At 62.3% G+C, this 16,400-nt stretch carries 13 protein-coding genes; 7 read left to right on the top strand and 6 right to left on the bottom strand.

Translation table 11 applies throughout. The features are described from left to right. Positions 1-65 precede the first annotated feature (65 nt). The 4 genes from recJ to ABS767_RS02685 are packed head-to-tail and all read right to left on the bottom strand — an operon-like array spanning position 66 to position 5,857. Entirely contained in the window at positions 66-1,820 is a 1,755-nt protein-coding gene (gene recJ, locus ABS767_RS02700; RefSeq protein WP_408076824.1) for a single-stranded-DNA-specific exonuclease RecJ, read from the bottom strand. Between the two features lie 35 nt (positions 1,821-1,855). Then, complete coding sequence (locus tag ABS767_RS02695) at positions 1,856-3,139, bottom strand: MFS transporter (protein WP_408078637.1); 1,284 nt, start codon at positions 3,137-3,139, stop codon at positions 1,856-1,858. Between the two features lie 10 nt (positions 3,140-3,149). Then, complete coding sequence (locus tag ABS767_RS02690) at positions 3,150-4,331, bottom strand: nucleotidyltransferase family protein (RefSeq protein WP_408076823.1); 1,182 nt, start codon at positions 4,329-4,331, stop codon at positions 3,150-3,152. Between the two features lie 44 nt (positions 4,332-4,375). Continuing rightward, entirely contained in the window at positions 4,376-5,857 is a 1,482-nt protein-coding gene (locus tag ABS767_RS02685; protein ID WP_408076822.1) for a S41 family peptidase, read from the bottom strand. A 378-nt stretch (positions 5,858-6,235) separates the two neighbouring features. On the opposite strand from ABS767_RS02685, the gene rpsU reads away from it, so the two are divergent. Both rpsU and ABS767_RS02675 read left to right on the top strand, forming a co-directional pair. Further along, positions 6,236-6,442 (top strand): 30S ribosomal protein S21, encoded by a 207-nt coding sequence (rpsU, locus tag ABS767_RS02680; protein ID WP_010162663.1) that lies wholly within the window; start codon positions 6,236-6,238, stop codon positions 6,440-6,442. A 101-nt stretch (positions 6,443-6,543) separates the two neighbouring features. Next, a complete protein-coding gene (locus ABS767_RS02675; protein ID WP_408076821.1) occupies positions 6,544-7,158 on the top strand; it encodes an FKBP-type peptidyl-prolyl cis-trans isomerase in 615 nt (204 codons plus the stop codon). A 41-nt stretch (positions 7,159-7,199) separates the two neighbouring features. On the opposite strand, the gene ABS767_RS02670 is transcribed toward ABS767_RS02675, so the two are convergent. After that, positions 7,200-7,574 carry a hypothetical protein gene (locus tag ABS767_RS02670; protein WP_408076820.1) on the bottom strand — a complete coding sequence of 125 codons (375 nt, stop codon included), beginning with the start codon at positions 7,572-7,574 and terminating at the stop codon, positions 7,200-7,202. A 334-nt stretch (positions 7,575-7,908) separates the two neighbouring features. Between ABS767_RS02670 and ABS767_RS02665 the strand changes: the two genes are divergently transcribed. The 5 genes from ABS767_RS02665 to ABS767_RS02645 all read left to right on the top strand — a co-directional run bounded on the left by ABS767_RS02665 (position 7,909) and on the right by ABS767_RS02645 (position 14,989). Continuing rightward, positions 7,909-9,189: a sugar transferase gene (locus ABS767_RS02665; RefSeq protein ID WP_408076819.1), complete on the top strand. Its 1,281-nt coding sequence runs from the start codon at positions 7,909-7,911 to the stop codon at positions 9,187-9,189. 339 nt (positions 9,190-9,528) lie between these two features. Next, complete coding sequence (locus tag ABS767_RS02660; protein ID WP_408076818.1) at positions 9,529-10,761, top strand: O-antigen ligase family protein; 1,233 nt, start codon at positions 9,529-9,531, stop codon at positions 10,759-10,761. A 73-nt stretch (positions 10,762-10,834) separates the two neighbouring features. Then, on the top strand, positions 10,835-11,518 hold the full coding sequence (locus tag ABS767_RS02655) for a polysaccharide biosynthesis/export family protein (protein ID WP_408076817.1): 684 nt from the start codon (positions 10,835-10,837) through the stop codon (positions 11,516-11,518). A gap of 15 nt (positions 11,519-11,533) precedes the next feature. Beyond that, the gene (locus ABS767_RS02650) at positions 11,534-13,762 is read left to right on the top strand and encodes a GumC family protein (protein ID WP_408076816.1); all 2,229 of its coding nucleotides are present in this window, start codon (positions 11,534-11,536) and stop codon (positions 13,760-13,762) included. A 9-nt stretch (positions 13,763-13,771) separates the two neighbouring features. After that, positions 13,772-14,989: a hypothetical protein gene (locus ABS767_RS02645; protein WP_408076815.1), complete on the top strand. Its 1,218-nt coding sequence runs from the start codon at positions 13,772-13,774 to the stop codon at positions 14,987-14,989. Positions 14,990-15,063: 74 nt separating this feature from the next. Here the strand turns inward: ABS767_RS02645 and ABS767_RS02640 are convergent, their stop codons facing one another. Then, positions 15,064-16,371 carry a UDP-glucose dehydrogenase family protein gene (locus ABS767_RS02640; RefSeq protein ID WP_408076814.1) on the bottom strand — a complete coding sequence of 436 codons (1,308 nt, stop codon included), beginning with the start codon at positions 16,369-16,371 and terminating at the stop codon, positions 15,064-15,066. Positions 16,372-16,400: the final 29 nt, after the last annotated feature.

The raw sequence follows: 16,400 nt of genomic DNA, 5'->3' as shown, positions 1-16,400 counted from the left end.
GAGCGGCATTAGGCTAACATCACGCCCCACGTGGCAGTGATCGACAGCCACGTCGACGTGCTAGATTAATCCGCCCAGGCCGCATCGTCGAGGTGGATCTCCGCCGCAGGCCGCGGGCCCCAATCGTCGATCTTCGCCCGCCCCGCGATCCACAACCGGCGGTCGCGCGGCGCGCTGAGCAGTGCCTGGCCCAGCGGCGTGTCCGCGGCGCGGAACGCCATCACCTTGATGCTCCGCCCGTCGTCGCCCGCGACGATCGCGCGGACATGCCCGTTGCCGACCACGTCGCACTTGATCATCCGCACCGGCCCGGCGGCGACCCGCGGCGCTGGCCAGCCCATGCCATAGGGCCCCCCCGCCTCCATCGCGTCGACCAGATCGGGATTGACCCCGCCCGGCGCCAGCACCGCATCGAGCAGCAGCGCCCGCTCGCCCGATGCCCGTTTCACCGCCTCGGCGAGCTTGGTGTTGAGGAAGGTGACGAGCTCGGGAATCTGCGCCTCGGCCACGGTCACCCCCGCCGCCATGGCATGGCCACCTCCGGCGATCAGCAGCCCGGCCTCCTTGGCGGCGATGATCGCCGCACCCAGATCGACCCCGGAAATCGACCGGCCCGATCCCTTGCCGATCCCGTCCTCGCCGATCGCGATGACGATCGCCGGGCGGCCCAGCTTTTCCTTGAGGCGGCCCGCCACGATTCCGATCACCCCGGGATGCCATCCGCGCGCCGCCAGCACCGCAACCGCCCCGTCGCACGGCATCGTTTCCGCGGATTGCTGCACCTCCGCCTCGATCGCGCGGCGCTCCTCATTCAGCCGGTTGAGTTCCTCGGCGACTTGCCGCGCCTCGTCGGCGTCCTCGGTGGTCAGCAGCCGCACCCCCAAGTCCGACTTGCCGACCCGTCCGCCGGCATTGATCCGCGGTCCCAAGGCAAAGCCCAGGTCGCTGCACGTCGGCGCGCGCGTCAGCCGGCTCGCCTCGATCAGTGCGTTCATGCCGATGTTGCGCCGCTGGCCCATCACCTTCAGCCCCTGGGCGACGAATGCGCGGTTGAGGCCCTTCAGCTGCGCGACATCGGCGACGGTGCCGAGTGCGACCAAGTCGAGCAGGTCGAGCAGCCAGGGCTCCGGCCGCCCGGAAAAAAATCTGCGCGCCCTCAGCACCCGTACCAGCGCGGCGCCGAGCAGCCAGGCAACGCCGACTGCGGCCAGATGCCCGTGGAGCCGCCCTTCATCCTCGTCCAGCCGGTTGGGGTTTACCAGTGCCAGCGCGACGGGCAGTTCCGACGCGCATTTATGGTGATCGACCACGATCACCTCGGCACCGACCGCCTTTGCGTCGGCGAGCGCGTCATAGGCCATCGCGCCGCAATCGACCGTGACGATCAGGTCGGCGCCCTCGCGCTTCAGCCGCACCAGCGCCTCGCCCGACGGCCCATAGCCTTCCATCAGCCGGTCGGGGATATAGGCGCGCGGCGACAGGCCAAGGTCGCGCAGCAGCCGCACCAGCAGCGCGGCCGACGTCGCGCCGTCGACGTCATAGTCGCCGAACACGGTGACCGCCTCGCCGCGCTGGACCGCGTCGGCAAGGCGCTCGGCGGCCTTGTCCATGTCGCGAAAGATCGACGGGTCGGGCATGAAGGCGCGGATGCTGGGGCTGCGGTGCGCCTCCAGTTCCTCGCGCGGGCAGCCGCGGGTGAGGAGCAATTGGGTCACCAGGTCGTCGGGCGCGAAGCCGGGATCGCGCGCATCCGCCGCCAGCCCCCGCCAGCGCCATGCCTGGCCGAGGATCGAGCTGTGAACGTTGAGCACCGGAGTCATCGGCTGGCCTTAGCGCGGATCGGGGGACAGGGGAATCAATCCTCCAGGATCTGGCTGTGCACCCGCGTGTCGCGCATCCGAAGGTACGTGATCAGCGAGATCCCGATCATCGCCGTGACATACCAATAGAAGCCGCGCTCCATCCCGGCATCCTTGAACCACAGCGCGACATAGGGCGCCGTCCCGCCGAAGATCGCATTTGCCAGCGCATAGGGCAGGGCGACGCCGAGCGTGCGAATATGCGCGGGAAACATCTCCGCCTTCACCACCGCGTTGATCGAGGTGTAGCCGGTGACGATCACCAGCGCCCCCGACATGATCAGGAAGGCGGCAAGCGGCGTGCGCACCGTTTCCAGCGTGGTGAAGATCGGCCAGGTGAAGATCACACCCAGCACCCCGAAGCCGATCATCAGCGGTTTGCGCCCGATCCGGTCGGACAGCGCGCCCGCGAGCGGCTGAATGAACATGAACACGAAAAGGGCTGCCGCGCTGATCTGGGTCGACACCGGCTTGGTGAAGGCGCCGGTCGCGCTGAGGAAGGTGAGCAGATAGACCGAATAGGCATAGAAGGCGAGTGTTCCCCCGGCGGTCAGCAGCATCACCAATGCCGCTTCGCGCGGGTGACGCAGGAACAGCGCGCCGAAGCTGGAGCGGTGTTCCGTGCCGGTCTCCCGGTTCACAAAGCTTTCGGTTTCGGGAAGGTTGCGGCGCAGCCAGAACACCCCGATCGCCAGCGCCCCGCCAATGAAGAACGGGATGCGCCAGCCCCAGTCGCCGAGCGCGGCCTCGCTCATCGTCGACTGAAGCGCGAGCAGCACGCCAAGCGCGACCAAGTGCCCGGAAATCAGCGTCACATATTGAAAGCTGGAAAAGAAGCCGCGCCGCTGTCTGCCCGCCATTTCGGACAGGTATGTGGCGCTCGCGCCATATTCGCCGCCGACCGACAGCCCCTGCATCAGCCGCGCGACCACCAGTGCGACCGTCGCCCATGCACCGATCGCGTCATAGCCGGGCATCACCGCGATCAGCATCGATCCGCCGCACATCTGCGTCACCGACAGCGTCAGCCCCGCCTTGCGCCCGCGCCGGTCGCCATAGATGCCCATCAGCCACGCCCCGATCGGCCGCATGAAAAAGCCGATGGCAAAGATCGCCCAGACGTTCAGCGTCTGCGCCAACGGGTCTCCCTTGGGAAAGAAATGCGGGGCGAGATACAGGCTGAATGCCGCATAGGCATACCAGTCGTACCATTCGACGAGATTGCCCGCCGATCCCCCCAGGATCGATTTCAGTCGGCCGGCGGGGGCAGCATCGCGCATCACGCGCAAGCTATAGGGGTGTGCGGCGCGGCTTGGCAATTTGCCTGACAATTCTTCCCGCGAACCGGAACAGTACGCGCAGCGGGCTCGACCAGCGTTGCCAATTCGTCGCGCCCTGTTCGATTGCAACCGGATCGGCGAGCAGCCGCCGCACGTCTGCGATCCGATACCTCCAACTATTCGAAACGCGCAGCGGACCGAGATACTGGATCAAGCTTGGCTTCCAGTTCGGATTGCGCTGCGTTTGCGCATATGGAGCGGACAATTCCTGGATCGCGCTTCGTACCAACATATGCACTCGCCGCTTATGGTTCCTCGCGCCAGCCTCTGCCGGAAGTGGGCTATCGAAAAGCTCGTTAGCTAGGATGAGCGCGCTGTCGAAGATATCGAGGACGCCTACTTCTGCCGCTCGCACGCGCGCTGCTTCGATGTCTTCAGACACGCTGCGTCCGGTCAATGCGGCAAAATCTGCCAGCCACTTCAGTCGGTACCAGTTCGTGCGCGCGCCGTGCACGCTAAGGTATACGAGGAGTTCAGGGCGCGCCAGCGTAGATATCGTGCGATCTCGACCGGCGGCCACGCGTTCGCGGGGAGAATGGAGTCCAAACCCCGGTAATAACTCAGCGGTCTCGAAGAAGCGCGTATGCAGCTCAACCAGCCCCCCGATGTCCGGCCGTCTCCACAGGCTATCCTTGAAATATCGCTCGAATGCGCGCGGGTCGGCCTTGCCGGGCCCATCTACGCGAAGATATCCCAGCGCGCGCATGCAGTCGAACGCGTTGAGCGTATCGGATGGAGCAATGAGCAGGTCGAGATCATGCGACATCTTGGCGCTTACATCACTATAGGCCTGGATGGCGAGCACTGGTCCTTTGAATGTGAGCCAATCAATGCCCGAAGCGTCGAACGCTGCACCGATTCGGAATATCTCGGCCAGTTGAAGCAAGGATCGGCGGGCCAGATCTCGCGCTGTGGCACGCGCGTGGTGGCGAATTTCTAGTGACACGGGGGCCCGACAGAGTGCGTCGGCCAGCAGGGGCATTACGCGATGCTGCTCACCGATGGCCAGAACCGCATGCCAGTCTGATATCAGCGGCGTGGCAGCCTCTATCGCCGCAAGGCGCCCAGGATCACGCGGTGCGCGATTCGCTGCGGCGACATAGCGTAGCGACGGGGAGAGGTTGACGAGCACTGGCGGCCCTCTATTCGAGCTAGATCACGCACTGGCGTTTACAGTCAGTACAGCCCCGGCACCTCGCGCTGGGGCGTAGTCGGCCGCTCGGGCCGTACAAGCTCAAGCCGATCGCGGCTACTCGTTAGCCGCGTACTCTGCGGACCCGGTCCATCCGCGCTCGCGGTCGCTCCGCCGGCGGCGCTAATGGGTGTGCACGCCCGCCCCGCGAGGAAGTCGAGCGCCGCGCGGGTCGATGCCTCGGCTGGATCGCCCAGCTGCCGGCTGATATCGTCGGGCGCCTGGCACGTAGCGCCCATGAAATTGGCAAGACCGTTATAATATGCGCCCTGATGCGCGCTGTTCTCGGTCGCGAAGGCGACGACGCGCAGACGATCGTCGCAGGCCGAGCGATCAATCGCAATCTGCCCGACAGGCTTGCCATAGGTGTTCGTGCCGACCAACGCGGCGCGGCTGCCGAGATAGGGGATGAAGGTGTTCATCACCAGCTCGCTCGCCGATGCGCTGCCCCCCGTGCCGATAAAGGCGATGCGGGTCGGCGCGATCGACTGGGGCTGGGGCGCGAAATAGGTGGTCTCGTTGTTCGACGACTTGCTCGAGCGGAACTTGGTGTAGTTCGCGACCTGCGACGACGTCTTGTCGCGCGCGAGCAGATTGTTGACCAGTTCGGCAATCGAAACCAGTCCGCCGCCATTGTAGCGCAGGTCGATGATGACCTCGGTAATCCCCTGTGCGCGGAAATTGGCGAAGGCGCTGCGCAAGGGAGATTCCGCCGGATTTATGAAGGTACGCAGATTGACATACCCGACCCGCCGCCCGCCATCGTCGATAATCTTGGCGCCGTAGCGCGACGAGACGGGCGTCAGTTCATACTCGGCCTTGGTCACGGTGACCGTATTGGTCGTGCCCGCGGCGGTTCGAAAGCGCAGCGTGCGACTCAGGCCGACCGTGCTTTCACCCAGCGCCGCATTGATCCCGGCCGACCCTTCCGCCGCATAGATTTCGCTGACATTTCGCAGCGTCGATGGGCTGGTGCCGATCGCGAGAATTTCGGTCCCGCGGTCGATCCCGGCGGCCAGCGCGGGGGCGCCTTCGAACGCTTCGCCGATGAACAGGCGACCCGACGCATCGATCGCGAGACGGATGCCGAACCCGGCGCTCGAGCCCGAGGCATAATAGGCATTCTCCTCCGCGATCGAGGTGAGGTAGGTGAAATGCCGGTCCTTGTTCTGCGACCGCGCGGTGGCGGTGAGCGCGTCGATATAATCCTGCACGGTCGCATAGGGCGCCGGGTTGGGATTCGCCGGAAGCGTCTCAGGGAACAGATACCATTCGTTGAGCACGCCCGCTGCCCAGTTCTGGCGCGCGCTGAGCGAACAGGTTCCCGATGGCGTCGGGGTGGGCGCGGACCCGGTTCCGCCGCCGCCCGAACTGATCGATCCGCTTCCGCCGCCGCACGCCGAAAGCAGCGCCAGGGTTGCGACCATCGCCGTCAGGCGGCGCGACTGATTGGATAAGCTGGACATAATGGCGTCACCCTACCCCAAGGCGGAGGCCTCGTCATCCGGAAACTAGATAATGGTTTCAGAGCCTTAATCGGCGATCGCGGTCATTTCGGAGGCGGTGAAACACGCCGAATTGCGACCCTGACGGCACGCTATAGGGACCGGGCGAAACGCGTTCCGTGCCGGACGCCGCGGCCGCCACCCATCGTTGCGGCAACGATGTGGGGTGCGATCGCTGTATCTCGGAAGCAACAGCGACCCGCGATGTCGCGTCGAATCTGCGCCGGGTCAGCTTGTCTTTTGATGCCTCCGCTGCTAGGGGCGCGTCCCAACGCCCGGGGCAGGTGGCTTCGGCGATCCCTATCCTGTTGAATATGAACTCGGAGTTGAGACGGCTTTATGCAAATTATCGTTCGCGACAATAACGTCGACCAGGCGCTGCGGGCGCTCAAGAAGAAGCTGCAGCGCGAGGGCGTTTATCGCGAGATGAAGCTGCGCCGTCACTATGAGAAGCCCAGCGAGAAGCGCGCCCGCGAGCGCGCCGCAGCGGTGCGCCGCGCGCGCAAGCTGGAGCGCAAGCGCATGGAGCGCGACGGCGCCCGTTAAGGCCCGATTCGCCGATTCGCGTGGTCCGTCCGTGCGAATCGGCGTGACTTTTGTGACTTTGTAGCCGCGCCGTCGGCCGGCCTGCCCGGGATAGCTGATCCATGTCGTCCGTCACCGCCGTGCCGATTCCGCCGACCAAGCGCAGCTACCTCGTCTGGCTGTTGGTCGGCATCGTCGTCGCCATTGCTGCGGCGGTCGCGCTGGCATGGGTCGGGACGTCCGGCGTGCGCTGTACGGGCGCCGACGATGCCGGCTACCTCGCGTGCAACAAGGGCAAGTCGGGCGTGGTCGAGACCGCATCGGGCCTTCAGATCGAAACGATCAGCGAAGGCACCGGGGCCAGCCCTACCGACAGCGACGTTGCGCTCGTCAATTACAAGGGCACGCTGCGCAACGGCGAAAGCTTCGACGCCAGCCAGCAGCCGACCCCGCTCCCCGTCGCAGGCATGATCCCCGGCTTCACCGAGGGGCTGAAGCTGATGAAGAAGGGCGGCAAGTACCGCCTGTGGATCAAGCCCGAACTGGGCTATGGCAGCGAGGCGAAGACCGACCCGCGCACGGGTCGCGATGTGATCCCGGCCAATTCGCTGCTGATCTTCGACGTCGAGCTGCTCGAGTTCCTGCCGATGAGCGTCTATCAGCAGATGATGCAGCAGCAGATGGGCGGCGCGCCCGGTGCCCCCGGCGGCGCGCCCCCTCCGGGCGAGGGGCGATGAGCGCCGGGCAAGCGGTCGTAGCCGACCCTGGAGCCCCGCGCTTATCCGCTGAACGGAACCGCGAAAATCTTGCGCCCCTCTGCGGTGTACCGGCCGATAAGATAGGCGCGCCGGCGCTCTGCCTCGCCCCGCGTGGCGGCGGTCGCGCAACTCACATTATCTTCATCGAAGATCCAGCTATTGCCGTAGGGTGCGATACCGTAGCGCAGAAATGCGATGAAGGATCGCCGTAACAGAGCCACGTCACGTTCACGCGGCTCGAACGGCATGGTGACGATGAGGCCGGTCCCCCGCGGCGAGGTGCTGAGCGCACTGCAGTAGCGAAAGCTTATCTCAGGCGGCGCGTCGGCCTGAGTCGCCGCCAGCGGCGTTGCCAGGGTCGTCGCCAAACCGATTGCGATGAGGGCGCGTTTCATCCTGCTTCATGTCCTTCGCACTGCATTGGCGCCTACCTATCGCCAAAGTGCTTGCCCGGCTAGCGCGACCGATTTCGTCAGTGGCTAAGTTCGTCACGTCGATCCAAAAATCGGACAAGCCGGCAAATTCGGGTATCCCGTTGATTGCCCGAAGGGCCGAGCGAGTGTAGAGCAGTATGCTGCAGTTGCACCCGAAGCACGATATTGTCTCGGCGATGAAACACATCGACGCGAGTGAGACATGTCCGAATCGCGTGGACTTAGTTGCGTCGCGATGCACCAGTGGCGGACTGATTGCCCTGGAGGGGGCTTGGAGACGGGAGCTCCCTAACGCATGTTGATGGCCCGAAATCAACCCAATGAGCGGATGCGGACGGCGCAGACCTTTCGCTTCCAGTTCATGAGCCTGCTGTTGCTGGCTGGCGCTCTTCCGTTCGCGACCAATGGCTTCTCGCTGGGGCTCAACGACGAAATCGCGCGGAACAGCACGATTGCTTCCCTGTCTGCTGCGATCGTCGGGCTGCTGATCCAGCGTCGCATGTCCGCCTATCCCGGGACCGGGGCCTTCGCCTATATTCTACCGGTCTATTCCATTACCTATGGACTCGTGGCGACCGCACTCCTGCTGGGGCGGTTCAGCTACAGCAATTCGATGTTGCTAGTTGGATTTGCCGCGACGCTGTTGTTCACATTCGTCGTGGCGCTGGTCATCAACCGGCGCGGGGGTGGGCGTTTCTACCTGGTTCCGGGCGGCACGGCCGATCTCAAGCATGTATCCCGGCGGTATGAATGGATCGATCTGCAAGAGCCGGTGGTCCCGACAGGAACGCACTCCGTCATTGTGGCCGACCTGGACTGGGATCACGAGCCCGCATGGGAGCGGATGCTGGCCGAGGCGGCGATCGGTGGCCACACGGTTTACCATGTGAAGCAACTGCGGGAATCGCTGACCGGCCGGCTCCAGATTCAACATCTCTCAGAGAACAGCTTCGGTTCTCTGCTGCCCAACCACACCTATCGGGGCGTGAAGCGCGTTGCCGATATCCTGATCGCGTTGGCGACCATTCCGATCGTCGTGCTCGTCATGCTCGTGGTGAGCGTGATCATCCGGATGGACTCGCCGGGGCCGGCGATTTTCCGCCAGGCCCGGATGGGATATCGGGGGCGTCCGTTCATCATGTATAAGTTTCGCACGATGGTGGAGCGGAATGTCGGTGAGCAGGAGGATGCGCAGCGCCGGGACGCCATGACGCAGGCCGATGACAATCGCATCACGCGGGTGGGTAAATTTCTTCGCCGTACCCGGCTCGACGAGATTCCCCAGGTGTTCAACGTGCTCAAGGGGGAAATGAGCTTTATCGGTCCGCGCCCGGAGGCGATCCAGCTTTCGCAATGGTACGAGACCGAATTGCCGTTCTACACCTATCGGCACATCGTCCGTCCCGGCCTTACCGGTTGGGCGCAGATCAACCAGGGACATGTCGCGGAACTGGAGGACGTGCATCGCAAGCTCCATTACGACTTCTATTACATCAAGAACTTCTCCGCTTGGCTCGATATCGTGATCGCGTTGCGGACGGTCGGGATCGTGCTCCTCGGCCACGGATGGCGCTAAACGCCCGGATGCGGCGCGAGGATCAAAATTGTTCATGAGGTTTCTTCGCAATACCGCAGTTCCGCGCAGAGCTTACTCCGCACTTGTCCGTTCATCGCCGTTCGCTTACGGCCCAGTTCGCTTGAGCGGTGCCAAGGGTAATTTCGGATTTGGGTGAACGATTTGACATCTAGGGCGCGCGACCTCGGCAATACGGGTTTCTGGCACGATGCCGGGCCCGCGCGATTTTGGATCGTGGTGGCAACCCTCGTAGTCTGCTTGTTGCTCGGCGGATCTTCGCGACATGACTCTATCCTGCTTCTAGCGCTTCGTCCGCTGCTTGTTCTGCTCGCAGCGACAATGTTCGCGTTCTATCCGCCGCGGACTCTGCATTCGGTTCGCCTACTGGTCGTCTTCTGGGCGCTTCTCGGCGTCTGGATGGCATTGCAATTGATACCTCTCCCGGCTTCACTTTGGACGGCGCTGCCGGGTCGAGCGAAATTTGCGAATGTTTATGCGTTCGCCGGGATAGAAATCCCCGCTCATGCGGTAAGTTTCGCGCCTGATCGGACACTAAGCAGTTTGTTGACGATGCTGGCGCCCGGGATCATCCTTTTCGGCTTGGCTGGGTCTGAGTCCCGGCAGCGCGAGCAATTAGTCCCGATTTTCGCATTGCTAGCTGCGGTCGGCGCCTTCCTAGGTGCAGTGCAACTTGCTGCAGGCGAAGCGTCCCCTCTTTACTTCCACCAATATGCGAATCGTGCTTCGCCAATAGGATTCTTTGCCAACCGCAATCACCAAGCCGTCTTTTTGGTGATGACGCTCCCATTGTTGCGCTGCTGGGTCGAAATGCCGATCTCGGATTCGCGCCGGGCATTTGCGCGCAACGCGATTGCCGCTATCTTCGCTCTTCTAATCGCCGTGATAGCGCTGGTTTCCGGCTCGCGCGCGGGATTGATCTTGCTGTGTCTCGCGATTGCGTTGTCGGCGTTCGGCGGGCGCACCCGCAAGCGGACCGGCCGTTTTGGTGTGTCTCTTCTAGTCAGTGTCGTGACGCTCACGCTCGCGGCGGCGGGCGCGCTGGCTATGTATCTCGGCAGGGCGCAGTCGATCGACCGTGCGTTTGAACTCGAACTTGCTCAGGAGCAACGCGTTACCAGTTTGCCGACACTGCTCGAGATGATCCGCGACATGTTTCCCTTTGGCAGCGGTTTCGGCACATTTGACCAACTTTTCCGAAGCTACGAACCTGATTCCGCGCTTTCCGCGACCTATCTCAATAATGCCCATAACGACTTGATTGAACTTGCGATCACGGGAGGTGCGCCGGCGCTGTTGATCCTGTTCAGCTTCCTCGCTTGGTGGGGCTGGGCGGCAATCCGCGCGTTCCGCGCTTCGCCCACAACGCCTCAGCTTTTGATCGCGCGTGCATCGGCTTCGGCTCTGCTTATTCTGCTTCTGGCGAGCCTGGCTGATTATCCTCTGCGCACTCCGTTTCTGGCCGCATTGTTCATGACGCTTTGCGTGTTGCTCCAGTTCGGCGTTGGTAATGTGCGAAACGCTGGCGCTTCGGTTGCAACGCCGGTACGTTGACGGTAACGCTCCAACGCGCACTTCGTGCGTGTAGATTGGGAAGGTAAGTGTGCGGAAGCGGCTGTTTCTCTTAATGATCGTCGGCGCGCCTGTGGCTGGCTGTAGCGACACCAACTTCGTCGGGCGCCCCGATCTGCAGCTTGTGGAAGGTGATGTCCTTCCGGCGCCCACGCGCGAAGACCTCACTGTCCCGTCGCGCCCATATGTAATCGGCCCGTCCGATCAGTTGGTTATTGACGTCTACGGCCTCCCCGAGCTGTCTCGCGCCCTGACAGTCGATCTTTCCGGACAGATTGCGCTCCCGCTGGCGGGGCAGATTGGCGCGTCGGGTCTGACTGCAACAGAACTTTCTGATGTGATCGCCAAACGGTTGAGCCAGGGTTTTGTGCGGGACCCGCGAGTTACCGTGGGCATCGCGGTGGCTGCCAACCAGATCGTGACAGTGGATGGCGCGGTTTCGCAGCCCGGAGCGTATCCGGTCGTGGGCCGAATGTCGTTGCTCCGAGTAATCGCCCGCGCCTCAGGCACGACGGAATTCGCGCGCGAAACGCATGTCGTTGTATTCCGCCGCTCTGGGGGGCGCGAATATGCCACGCTCTACGATCTGCGGGCGATCCGGCTCGGAATGTATCGCGATCCCGAAATCTACACCAACGACGTCATCGTCGTGGGCGAATCACGTGCTCGGCGGGTATTCAAAGATGTACTCGCGTCGTCTGCTCTAATTACAACGCCTCTCGTGGCATTGATACGGTAACAAAAGGCTCGTCTGATGAATGTGATCCCAGCCGAGCGGGGGGGGCGTATGACGCCGTCTCGCGAGATATTTTCCCGGGGAGCGGGCGGGGAGTTTCCGCAGGGCGAGGCGTCGCGCGTTTCCCAGCTTGTCTATTTTTTGGGAATCGCTCGGAAGCGGAAATGGGAAATCGTTGCCGCAGTTGTAGGTTGTTTCCTGATTGGACTGGTGCTGACCCTGCTAGCAACCCCGCTATATACGGCGACGGCAACGATCGAGATTCAACGCGAAACACAGAATTTTACCAATGTGCGGGGCGCGGAGGGGGGGCCCGAACGGTCGATCGACCCTGAATTTTATCAAACACAGTATGGGCTGCTTAAAGCTCGGTCGCTTGCCGAACGAGTTGTTCGTGATCTTCGTCTTCAAGACGATCCGCAATTCTTCAAGTTGTTCAAATCGGGGCTGGCCGAAACAGGATTTTCGAATGGACGCCCCATTTCGGCGCAGGCGAACGCACGTCTGCGTGCTGCCACCAACATGCTTCTGGCGAGTATCCGGATCGATTCACCAAGGTTCTCGCGTCTCGTCGATATCTCGTACACGAGCCCAAGTCCGGCTTTCTCAAAGCGCGTCGTCGATGCGTGGAGTCAGCACTTTATCTCCGCGACGTTGGAACGCCGGTTTGAGACGACCTCTTATGCGCGCAAATTCCTTGAGGACCGTCTCGCTCAATTGCGGGTGCGTATTGAAGAGGCCGAACGGCAGTTGGTTAACTATGCCGAACAACAGGGAATCGTGAATCTCCCGACCGAAGTGGGCGGAGATGCGCGAGGTTCTAGTTCCGAGCGCTCGCTCATCGCGGAGAACCTCACGACGCTCAATCAAGAGCTTGCGCGTGCGACCGCCGACCGTATCCAGGCCGAAAGCCGTCTCGGTGCGGCAGGGGGGCAAGTGTCTGAGGCGCTGGCGAATCCGGCAATCTCGTCCTTGCGGACATCGCGCGCAGATCTCGCATCGCAGTATGCGAAGATGCTTGAGCAATTTGAGCCCGATTATCCGCCAGCGCGCGCGTTGCAGCAACAAATTCGGCAGATCGACCGTGCGATCGCGGCGGAAGAACAGCGTGTGTCGGGTTCGCTGTCTCAGAGCTATCGGGCCGCGCGCGAGCGTGAAAAGCAATTGCAAGGTCAGGTCGAGGCGCTGAAATCAGGGATGCTTGATGATCGACGCCGAAGCATCCAGTACAATATTATCAAGCGCGAGGTGGATACCAACCGCCAACTGTATGACGGCCTACTTCAACGCTACAAAGAGATTGGCGTGGCTGGAGGTGTCGGTGTCAACAACATCTCAGTGGTTGATCCCGCGGAGCCTCCTCGCGGTCCTTCCAGCCCGAGAGTGCTCGTAAATCTTCTGCTAAGCTTGGTGGCGGGTCTTGCGTTGGGCGGCGCCCTTGCATTTCTGCTTGAACAGCTGAACGACAGCTTTGACGATCCGGCCGAAATGTCGGAGGCGCTTGGGCTTCCGTTGCTTGGAACGGTACCGAAAACAGTGGATGCCGATCCAATCATCTTGCTCGCGGATCCAAAGGAATCGGTTACTGAAGCATATATGTCACTTCGCACGACCCTGTCGTTCGCGACCGAGCATGGGTTCCCGCGATCTCTGGCTATTACCAGTTCGCGGCCGGCGGAGGGCAAGTCGACGACTTCCTTTGCCATTGCGACCTCGCTCGCTCGCGCTGGCCGTCGAGTCGTATTGATTGACGGTGATATGCGCTCGCCATCCTTGCACCGAATGCTCGATCTGGATGGAACAACGGGTCTTAGTAACTATCTGGCGGGCGACAATAACATCGACGCGATGCTACGTCGGGCCGCCGGCTCGGAGCTGTTGCTGCTGCCGGCTGGACCGCAGCCACCCAATGCCGCGGACCTGCTCATCGGGGATCGTTTCGAGCGTCTGACCAGCGAACTGCTCGAACGCTTCGATCATATCCTCATCGACGCACCGCCAGTAATGGGCTTGGCTGACTCCCCGCTGATAGGGAGCAAGGTCGAGGGCGTCGTTTTCGTTGTGGAAGCGCACGCGACCGGCAAGGGCGTCGCGCGCGTCGCGCTTTCCCGCCTGGGCGCTGCGCAGGTTCACTTGCTCGGCGTGATTGCCACCAAGTTCAACACGAAACGTGCTCATTACGGCTACGGTTATGACTATGGCTACGGCTATGGTTATGGACGCTCTGGGGGGGAGACTTCCGAATGACGCTGGCAAATGTCCCATACAACTGATCAACGGCTTGCCAAAACATCGCGATTGCTTCTTGTCATTGTCGTCGCAGCTTCTGCGGCCTATGTATCGATCGGTGTATCGCTCACGCTGACACTTGCTTGGCAGAAGCCGGAAGCAGCATTGGCTTGGTGGCCCTGGGGCGGCCGACCGAACGCCGCTCTCGCCAATCGGTTGCTTGCGCAACCCGAGCCGGGCGCGTCCAATCTGACCGCAAGCGGTGCAATGGCCCGTATCGCGCTCAAGCGGGAACCGCTTAACGTCGAGGCTATCAATGCTCTAGCGATCATCGCCGCATACAGAGGAGACGAGCACGCGGCCGGTCAACTGTTCGACGCTTCGGAGAAGCGTTCCCGTCGTCACATTCCCACGCAAATCTGGCTGATCGAGGATGCGGTTCGTCGCAACAACATCCCGTCCGCACTCCAGCATTATGACCGCGCACTGCGGACATCGAAGGGGGCGGCGGACTTTCTTTTGCCGACCTTGGTCGCGGCGTCAGACGATCCAGAGATTCTGCCCGCGCTCACTAAGATCCTTACCCCGCGCCCGGAATGGTGGCCACAGTTTCTGACCCTAGCAATTAAGGATGTACAACATCCCCATACTCTAATGGCGCTCGGGCGGTCGCTGCGACTCCGACTTTCGAACGAAGAGGAAGCGGCCTTTATTCAGCAGATCCTTCGACGCATGGTAGCCGAAAACCAATACCGGTTTGCATATGCCTATTATGCCGAGGCTGCGGGTGGTGACGCCGCTCGTCCGGAGCCAATACGCGACGGCGACTTCAGCGGTGAAGGATCTCAGCTCCCGTTCGACTGGTGGTTGCGCGACGAGTATGAACTGTCCGCCGGCCGGGAGGTGTTTGGAGATAATACCCGGCTGGTCCTCCGATCCAGCGGGCGCGGCGGAGAGGTCGCGCGGCAATTGCTGATCCTGGAACCTGGGTCTTATCGGCTGCAGGGCCAGATTGGCTCGACTGGAACTCGTCTAGCCGTACAACCTCTCGTAGAAATCCGCTGCGATAAGGGCAAGGAGCCGCTGATCCGCAGACTTCTTCCAGCGTCGGACAGCAGTGGCGTGGCGATCGATATGCCGTTCGCCGTCCCCCCCAATTGTGGCGGTCAGTGGCTAAGAATAATTCTCTCGGCTTCCGAGCGAACCGAAGCGTGGATAGATTCGCTTCAGATCACGCCAAGGTGAAGGCGATCACGGTCATGCCGCCGATATAGGGCTGCGCAGCGAAAAACGCATCAAAAACGCTGCGAATTCAGCCGTTATGGTTTGCCAACGCCCACCAGCTCAAAGCCAGCCCGTCGCGCTTCTTCGACGGGGTAGATATTACGTAGGTCCAGCAGCAACGGTTGCTTCAGCAGCGTCTTCATCCGCGCGAGGTCCAGAGCGCGGAATTCGTCCCATTCAGTGACGATAACGAGCGCATCCGCTTGGTCAGCAGCTTCGTAGCCGCTGGAGCAGAAGGTGACATCCGAAAGCACTGTCTTCGCCTGTTCAACTCCCTCCGGATCATAGGCACGCACGGTAGCACCAGCATCCTGCAACGTCTGGATGATGGCGATCGAAGGCGCGTCGCGCATGTCGTCAGTATTCGGCTTGAAAGTCAGGCCAAGGATCGCGACGGTCTTGCCGCGCACATCGCCACCCATCGCCTTGATTACTTTGCGACCCATCGCGCGCTTGCGCGTATCGTTGACACGAACAGTCGCCTCGACGATCCGCAGCGGGGTTTCATTGTCGTCGGCGGTCTTGAGCAGCGCCAGCGTGTCTTTCGGGAAGCACGAGCCGCCATAGCCCGGGCCGGCGTTCAGAAACTTGCGGCCGATGCGATTGTCCATGCCGATACCGCGCGACACTTCCTGAACGTCGGCGCCGACCTGCTCGCACAGGTCGGCGATTTCGTTGATGAAGGTGATCTTGACCGCGAGAAAGGCGTTGGCGGCATATTTGATGAGTTCGGCGGTGCGCCGCCCGGTGAACAGCACCGGGGCCGACTGGTTGAGCGAGAGCGGACGATAGATGTCGCGCATCACCTGGCTCGCAGTTTCGTTTTCGCTGCCCACGACGACGCGATCGGGGCGCTTGAAGTCCTCGATCGCCGCACCCTCGCGCAGGAATTCGGGGTTCGACACGACCGTGATGCCCTTGTCCGGAGCGATGCGGGCCACGATCCGCTCGACCTCGTCCCCGGTGCCGACCGGTACGGTCGATTTGGTGACGATGACGGCAGGGCCGTCGAGCGCCGCCACGATCTCTTCCGCTGCGGCGAAGACGTAGGACAGGTCGGCATGACCGTCACCGCGGCGGCTGGGCGTGCCGACGGCGATAAATACCGCGTCGGCGCCCTTGACGCCCTCGGCGAGATCGGTGGTGAAGGAAAGCCGCCCCGCCTTGACGTTCGACGCGACGAGTTCGGCCAGGCCGGGCTCGTAGATCGGCATGACGTTCTGATGCAGGAGCTCGATCTTGCGGACGTCCTTGTCGACGCACACGACGTCATGACCGAAATCGGAAAAGCACGCTCCGGAAACCAGACCCACATAGCCAGTGCCGATCATCGCAATACGCACGCAGAATCCTTTCTTCGCAGCCGCTCGCC

The organism is Sphingomonas plantiphila (assembly GCF_046000505.1).
Lineage (GTDB): Bacteria > Pseudomonadota > Alphaproteobacteria > Sphingomonadales > Sphingomonadaceae > Sphingomonas > Sphingomonas plantiphila.
The sequence above is the reverse complement of the archived record's forward strand: the minus strand, read 5'-3'. Positions and strand labels throughout refer to the sequence as shown.